Source organism: Oceanicella sp. SM1341 (assembly GCF_003448965.1).
Taxonomy (GTDB): domain Bacteria; phylum Pseudomonadota; class Alphaproteobacteria; order Rhodobacterales; family Rhodobacteraceae; genus Paroceanicella.
Window position 1 is genome coordinate 1 of the sequence record NZ_QRGC01000060.1, and the last position, 7275, is coordinate 7275.

Genomic DNA, 7275 nt, shown 5'->3' on the forward strand with positions numbered 1-7275 from the left:
TCCAGGCCTGGGAATACGCCCCCCTCGGCCCCTGCCAGGGCAAGGCTGCCGGCAGTGCGTCGGGACCGTGCGGCCCGCCGGCGCGGGGAGGGCGGCCGGGCTGCAGGCCCCGCGCCGGTGCTCCGCGTGCGGCGTGCGCGGTACGGAAGTTTCGGGGAGGACCTCGGCTGGCACCGCGGGGGGAGGCGCCTTGCGCCCCGTGGGGATCGCGCCGCCCCGGGGTCGCGCGCGGCGCGGACGACGGCCGGGCCGGACGCATCTTCGCCGACAGGCCGCGGTCCGGGCACCGGAGGCCGGGCGGGGCCGCACCGCTGCGTGTGCCTCCGAGGCCCGGTCCGCCGTGGGGCCTCGATGCATGCACCGAGGCCGCTTCAGGCGCCCGGGCGGCAGAGCAGGCCGTGACCCATGCGGGCGTCCCAGCCCGTGCCCCGCGGCCGCAGGGCGTGGTCGCGCAGGCGGGCGAACAGCTCGGCCGAAGGCATGGTGCGCTCGGTGGTGCGCAGGGCGGCCACGAGCCCGGCCGCCACGGCCGCGGCGGCCGAGGTTCCGGTGCTGAGCTGCCCCCGGTCGTCCGGCTCGCTGAACCAGGAGGGGGCGCAGAGGTCGGGCTTGCGGTTTTCCGCTCCGCCCGCCAGTGCCGCGGGGCCCGGCCCCATCGAGGAGGCCCCCACCCAGTCGCCCTGCACCGTCGTCGCGCCGACGCAGAGCACCTCTGGCAGCGCATTCGCCCCCTTGATGCTGCGCCCGGGCCCGCAGTCGTAGAGCCCGGCGAAACTGTCCGGGGCGAAGGTGCCGAAATTCCCGGCGGCGAACACGAAGTCGAAGCGCGCCGCCATGCCGGCCACCTGCTCGTTGAACTCGTTCTGCCGCCCGTCGGTGTAGCGCCGCCCCGGCGGCAGCGGCAGGTCGCGCTCCATGATGCTGTCGGCCACGGCCCAGGCGTTTACCACCACCCAGGGTTCCGCCGCCCCGCCGCGTGCGTCCACCGCCGCCTCCAGCCCTTCGAGCAGGTCGTCGGCATCGTCGGTGAAGGCGGGGATGTCGGCCACGCGGTCGGGCAGCAGCGGGGCGTCCCACAGCTTCACCCGCGGCGCGATCCGCAGGATGTTCCGCGCGATCATGTTGCCGTGCCAGGAATGCGCGGCGCCACGGGCGCGCGAGAAGCGGCCGGGGTCGGCGCGGCCGGCAGTGAGGTCGACCAGCCCGCCCATGAAGTTGAGCCCCGGCACCAGGCTGCGCAGGTAGCTCTCGGTGAGGCCCTCGTCGACGATCACCACGTTCACCCCCTCGCCGTCGAGACCGGGCTCGGGGCGGAAGGGCGCCGCGGCCGCCCAGGGAGCGCCGATGGCGCGCATCGCCTCGCGCGCGGTGCCGAAGGCGCTCTGGCCGGCCTTGGCGCTGCTCCAGTGCGCGGCGTGGGCCATGCTGTCCATGCTCAGGATCGGCAGGGCCGCGGAGCCGTCGGCGATCTCCCCGGGGGCAAGCGCGCGCTGCGGCAGGCCGGTGGCGCTGCGCCGGATCTGCGGGGTGACGAGGTCGGTGCGCCGCTCGGCCCGCCGGGCGAGCCCGGCGCGGGCGGCCTCCGCGCTCTCGCCCGGCCCGACGAGCGTCCAGGCCTGCGGGGACGCAGGGGCGCCGTCGGCGGTCGTGGCGGGGGCCGCGCGGGGCGGGCGGGGCGTGTTGCGAAGGGTGATGCGCGCGGTCTTCATGCTCGGGTGTCTCCTGGTCCTGGCCGGTGCGCCGGGGGCGCGCAGGGTGCCGATACAGCGGGGTGGGCGGCGGGCGCGGCCAGTCTGGGCGCGGGGCAGGGCCGAATCTGTGCAATCGCGCACATGAAGCCGTGACGCAGGTCATTTCGCCCGCGGGCAGAAGAGTGTCCCAATCCGTCGAATGGATGCATGAATCGAACCCGTTTCCATGGTTTCGGGCAATTATTACACCGGAATGTGCGCGTTCTCACCATCTTCCGGTTCGTTTGCATACACAGGGCATGCCCGATCACGCTACGGTGAGAGTATACTCCTGCTCAGGGAGAGAAGGAATCGCATGTCGCAGGGCATCGGACATCTCGGGGCCACGAAAGGCGCGGGGGACACAGGGGCCGTGAGCACCGTGCCCGTCCGCCGCCTGCGCTGCGTCGTGTTCGCCGACATGGCGGGGTATTCGGCCCTCACCTCGCGCGACGAGACCGGCACCCACGCGATGTGGATGCATTTCATCTCCGTCGTGCTCACGCCCTGCGCGCTCAGCCATGGCGGCACCATCATCCGCCTGCTCGGCGACGGGGTGCTGCTCACCTTCGACAGCGCCACCGCGGCGCTGGAATGGGCGATGAAGATCCAGGACACGATCCGCGAGAATCGCGGCGGCGCGACGCGGCCCTATCCCGGCCTGTCGCTGCGCATCGGCGTGCATATCTGCGAAGCCATCGTGCAGGACGGCGACATCTACGGCGACGGGGTGAACATCACCAAGCGCCTGCAGGAGGTCACCCAGCCCGACGGGATCATCATCTCCGAGGAGCTCTACAACGCCGTCCACCACAGCGTGGAGGCGGAGTACCGCAACCTCGGCTTCCTCACGCTCAAGAACATCGGCAGTGCCGTGCGCGCCTACGAGGTGGGCCGCCGCTTCGCGCCGCCGGCCATTCCGCGCGGCGACGCCGACCGCCCCTCCATCGCCGTGCTGCCGCTGCAGAACCTCGGCGGCGACGAGGAGTTCAAGTATTTCGCCGACGGGGTGGTGGAGGACATCATCGTCTCGCTCGCCAGCCTGCGCGAGCTGGTGGTGGTCTCGCGCGCCTCGGCGCTGAGCTTCGGCGCCGGCACCGACCCGCGTGACGCCGGGCGCGCCCTTGGCGTGCGCTACGTGCTGCAGGGCACCCTGCGCCGCTCGCCCAGCCGCATCCGCGTCTCCACCGCGCTGGTGGACGCGCTCTCCGGCGAGACGCTTTTTTCCGAGAGATGTGAATTTGAGCACAGCGACCTGTTCGAGGTTCAGGACAGGATAGTCGAACGCGTGGTCTCCCGCATCGCGCCCAACGTTCGAGCATCGGAAAGGGCGCGCGCCTTGCGCAAACCGCCAGACAATTTCACCGCCTACGACAACACGCTGAAGGCCCTCGACCTCATGTCGCATCTCGATCGCGGAAAATACGACGAGGCCATGGGCTACCTCGAGAAGGCCATGGCGATCGACCCGGACTTCGCCATGCCGGCGGCCTATGCCGCGCGCTGGCACTGCATCTACGTGGGGCAGGGCTGGGCGGCGGACCGGGAGGCCGCGGCGGCGAGGGCGCGCGATCTCGCCTCGCGCGCCGTGCATCTCGACCGGCAGAACGCCCTCGCGCTCGCCGCCTACGGCCACGTGAAATCCTACCTCGAGCGCGACTACGACAGCGCGCTCATCTTCCTCGACCGCGCCCGCGACATGGGCCCCAGCCAGGCGCTCGGCTGGATCCTGTCCTCGGCCACGCTGTGCTACGTGGGCCGGGCGGAGGAGGCGGTGAGCCATGCCGAGTACGGGCTGCGCCTGTCGCCCCATGACCCCGACCTGTTCCAGTACTACGATTTCATCTGCCTCGGCCTGTATTTCTCCGGCCGCTACGAGGAGGCGATGAGCTTCGCGCGGCGCTCGCATGCCGAGCGGGCCAACTACACCTCGAACCTGCGCCAGCTCACCGTCTGCGCCAGCGCCATCGGCGATACGCAGGGCGCGCGGCGCTACGGGCAGGCGCTGCTCTCGGTGGAGCCGGGTTTCAACATCGAGACCTATGCCGCGCACTGCCCGTTCCGCCACAAGGAATATCGCGACCGATATCTCGCACATCTCGAAAAGGCCGGCCTGCCGCTCAGCTGAGGGCGCCGGAAAGGGGGTTTCATGACGATCCTGCTCAGCAACGCATCCAACGCCAGCAATGCGTCCAATGCCTCGAACGCGTCCAACGCGTCGAACGCCTCGAACGCGAAGGGCAACAGCACCGGCACTCGCATGATCGGCGGCGTGCCCTCCGCGGTGCCGGCAAACCCCGCCGACCCGGTGCAGGACTGGTACTGGCGGGTGAACGAATGGCCGCACACCGACCCGATGGCCTTCGAGGACGCGACCGAGGGCGCCACCCCGATGCGCCTGCACGCGATCTATTCCCAGACCGTGGCGCCCGCCTTCACCGAGCGCTTCTGGTCGCCGGTGAACTTCGCCAGCTCCTACGTGGCCGATTTCTGCCGCATCTTCGACTGGACCATCGAGCTGCGCCCGGACTGGGCGATCGACCCCAATGATTCCGGCCGCTCGCTGTGGCACGGGCCCGAGACGGACGCCGAGCTGATCGAGCTCACCCGGCTCATCGAGTACCGCCCCGCCGCCATCACCGAGGGCATCGCCCAGATCGCCAACATCGAGGACCATTTCCGCGGCATCCTCACCTACAGCCGGTTCACCCACCCGGTGACCACCAAGCTGGTGGGCATCGCCCTGCGCATGGCCACGGCGGCGGTGATGAAGTTCAAGCGCGAGTATGCCCGGCCGCGGCCCTCGCAGATCTCCCCGGCGATCATGCCGGCGATCGATCCGCCGGAGCATGCCTCCTTCCCCAGCGGCCATGCCACCGAATCCGCCCTCGTCGCCCTCGTGCTCGCCCGGGTGATGCCCGACCTCACCGCCACGCATTCCGGCGCCTGGAACGGCACCGACCGCCCGGGCCTGGAGCGCAACCCGCTGCGCGAGATGGCCGAGCGCATCGCGCGCAACCGCGAGGTGATGGGCGTGCACTACCGCTCCGACAGCGTGGCGGGCCAGGTGCTGGCCCAGGCGATCTTCGAGACGCTCGACGGCTGGCCCGAGCTCGACCAGCTCTGGACCGCCGCCGAGCGGGAATGGCAGGTGGACTGAACGCGGGCCGGCATCGGGGCTTCTCCGCCGCGCAAGGCCGCGGGCCCTTGACGCGGGCGGCGCCGTGGGGTCGTGTGTGGACACCTGATTTCCCCCGGAGTTTCCGCACCGATGCAGACCGTCTTCCACCCCGCCCAGAGGGCGCATGACCCGAAGAACTTCCTCTCCTCCGGCATGCGCAAGCCGAACCCCGAGCAGCCGGCGCGCATCTACGCGCTGATGGGGGCGGTGGAGCGGCTGGGCCACGAGGTGGTGACCCCGGCCGACCACGGGCTGGGCCCGATCGCGGCCATCCACACGGCGGAATACATCTCCTTCCTGCGCCGCATCCACGGGCTCTGGGCCGCGGTGCCCGGCGCCTCGGAGGAGGTGATCCCCAACATCCACCCCGGCCGGCAGGAGGCGAGCTACCCGTCCTCCGCCGTGGGGCTGGCGGGCTACCACATGGCCGACACGGCCTGCCCGATCTCCGCCGACACCTTCGGCTCGGCCTACTGGTCGGCGCAGACGGCACTCACCGGGGCGGACCTGGTGCTGGGCGGGGCGAAGCACGCCTACGCCCTGTCGCGCCCGCCGGGACACCACGCCTTCGCCGATCTCGCGGGCGGCTTCTGCTTCTTCAACAACTCCGCCATCGCGGCGCAGGCGGCCCTTGCCGCCGGCCGCCGCCCGGCCATCCTCGACGTCGACCTGCACCACGGCAACGGCACCCAGGGCATCTTCTACGCCCGCGGCGACGTGCTCACCGTTTCGATCCATGCCGACCCCTCGGGCTTCTACCCGTTCTTCTGGGGCCATGCGCAGGAGCGCGGCACCGGGGCGGGGCTGGGCGCCAACCTCAACCTGCCGCTGCCGCGCGGCACCTCGGATGAGGGCTTCCTCGCCGGGCTGGAGCCGGGGCTGCAGCGGGTGACGGATTTCGGCGCCGACTTCCTCGTCGTCGCCCTCGGGCTCGACCCGTTCGAAGGCGATCCGCTGGCCGGGCTGGGGGTGACCACCCCCGGCTTCGCGCGCATCGCCGCCGCCATTGCCGGGCTCGGCCTGCCGACGCTGATCGTGCAGGAGGGCGGCTATCTCTGCCCCGAGCTCGGCGCCAATCTCGAGAGCTTCCTCGGCAGCTTCGAGACCGCCCACCGCTGAGCTGCCGCGCAGCATCAAGAGACTGAAAACGAAAAGGAAAGACCCATATGTCCGACATCAAGCGCCTGCATTCGGGCCCGCGCATGAGCCAGGCCGTGATCCACAACGGCACCGTCTACCTCGCCGGCCAGGTCGCGGCCCCGGGCGAGAGCGTCACCGTCCAGGCCAAGGGCGCGCTCGCCCAGGTCGAGGCGCTGCTGGCCGAGGCCGGCTCCGACAAGTCGAAGCTGCTCTCCGCGGTGATCTGGCTCGCCTCCATGGATGATTTCGCCGAGATGAACGCGGTCTGGGACGCCTGGGTCGACCCCGCGAACCCGCCGGCCCGCGCCTGCGGCGAGGCGAAGCTCGCCACGCCCGAATACCTCTTCGAGGTGATCGTCACCGCGGCGCTCTGAGCGGCCTTCCCCCCGGGGAGCGTTCGCGCCCCGGGGGCACGCCCTGCCTGCGGCGCCGGAGAGTTTCGTACTTCGCACTGCGGCACGCCCGCGCCCGGCGCCGCGGCGCGGGCGCGCCACGCGGGGCGCCGGGGGCGGGCCCGGGAGCGCATGAGATCCCGCCGAAATCGTACACGTTTGTCGCGATCTCTGGTCGAACCCGTTGTTTCGGTGAAGGTTTCGGTGGTCCGGGCAGCGGTGCCCGGCCTTGCGGCCCGGGCGCGGATGGGTCATGCTGCGCCGCGGAAGCCCGGGTTTTCGGGCAGCGCGATTAACCCGCTATTAAGCTTAAGATATGATGATCTCCGTGACTCACCGTCCAATCATAAGCGAGCATGTCCGGCCATGAAGGTTCTCATCGTTGAGCACAATGCAGATCTCGGCCGGATATGGGCCCGGTTCCTTGAGCGCTGCGGGCTCAAGGTCGATGTGGCGACCAGCCAGGCGGAGGCGGTGAAGCTGCTGCGCTTCGGCAGCTACGAGGTGCTGGTCCTGCAGCTGGTGATGCCGGATGGCGGCGCCATCGCCATCTCGGATTTCGCCACCTACCGCAATCCGGAGGTGGCGATCATCGCGGTGAGCGGCGAGCGCTTCTTCTCCGACGGTTCGATCTTCGACATCATGCCCAACGTGCGCAGCATGCTCACCACGCCCTTCCGGCCTTCCGACCTCGCCGCGCTCGTCGAGCACGTGGGCCGCGCGAGCCAGCAGGGCCGCGAGCAGCCCCACCGCGCCCGCGCCTGAGCCCGGCCGGCCCGCGGGGCGGGAGCGCCTCGGGGGGCATCGAGCCCCCGCTCGGCGCCGGCCCGGC

General features: G+C 71.1%; 6 protein-coding genes. 5 read left to right on the plus strand and 1 reads right to left on the minus strand.

What is annotated here, in order from left to right; all coding sequences use genetic code 11:
* Positions 1 to 371: 371 nt before the first annotated feature.
* Positions 372 to 1709 (minus strand): S8 family serine peptidase, encoded by a 1338-nt coding sequence (locus D3P35_RS25415; RefSeq protein ID WP_118138731.1) that lies wholly within the window; start codon positions 1707 to 1709, stop codon positions 372 to 374.
* A 394-nt stretch (positions 1710 to 2103) separates the two neighbouring features.
* On the opposite strand from D3P35_RS25415, the gene D3P35_RS25420 reads away from it, so the two are divergent.
* The 5 genes from D3P35_RS25420 (at position 2104) to D3P35_RS26430 (ending at position 7208) form a co-directional block, all read left to right on the plus strand.
* Complete coding sequence (locus D3P35_RS25420; protein ID WP_198670805.1) at positions 2104 to 3858, plus strand: adenylate/guanylate cyclase domain-containing protein; 1755 nt, start codon at positions 2104 to 2106, stop codon at positions 3856 to 3858.
* A gap of 21 nt (positions 3859 to 3879) precedes the next feature.
* The gene (locus D3P35_RS25425) at positions 3880 to 4890 is read left to right on the plus strand and encodes a phosphatase PAP2 family protein (RefSeq protein ID WP_118138733.1); all 1011 of its coding nucleotides are present in this window, start codon (positions 3880 to 3882) and stop codon (positions 4888 to 4890) included.
* 111 nt (positions 4891 to 5001) lie between these two features.
* On the plus strand, positions 5002 to 6030 hold the full coding sequence (locus D3P35_RS25430; RefSeq protein WP_118138734.1) for a histone deacetylase family protein: 1029 nt from the start codon (positions 5002 to 5004) through the stop codon (positions 6028 to 6030).
* Positions 6031 to 6077: 47 nt separating this feature from the next.
* Positions 6078 to 6425: a RidA family protein gene (locus D3P35_RS25435; protein ID WP_118138735.1), complete on the plus strand. Its 348-nt coding sequence runs from the start codon at positions 6078 to 6080 to the stop codon at positions 6423 to 6425.
* A 384-nt stretch (positions 6426 to 6809) separates the two neighbouring features.
* Complete coding sequence (locus D3P35_RS26430; RefSeq protein ID WP_157982335.1) at positions 6810 to 7208, plus strand: response regulator; 399 nt, start codon at positions 6810 to 6812, stop codon at positions 7206 to 7208.
* Positions 7209 to 7275: the final 67 nt, after the last annotated feature.

What these genes read in the sequence shown, in the direction of transcription:
- D3P35_RS25415 (WP_118138731.1), bottom strand. Translation starts at nt 1,709, where the DNA reads ATGAAGACCGCGCGCATCACCCTTCGCAACACGCCCCGCCCGCCCCGC.
- D3P35_RS25425 (WP_118138733.1), top strand. Translation starts at nt 3,880, where the DNA reads ATGACGATCCTGCTCAGCAACGCATCCAACGCCAGCAATGCGTCCAAT.
- D3P35_RS25430 (WP_118138734.1), top strand. Translation starts at nt 5,002, where the DNA reads ATGCAGACCGTCTTCCACCCCGCCCAGAGGGCGCATGACCCGAAGAAC.
- D3P35_RS25435 (WP_118138735.1), top strand. Translation starts at nt 6,078, where the DNA reads ATGTCCGACATCAAGCGCCTGCATTCGGGCCCGCGCATGAGCCAGGCC.
- D3P35_RS26430 (WP_157982335.1), top strand. Translation starts at nt 6,810, where the DNA reads ATGAAGGTTCTCATCGTTGAGCACAATGCAGATCTCGGCCGGATATGG.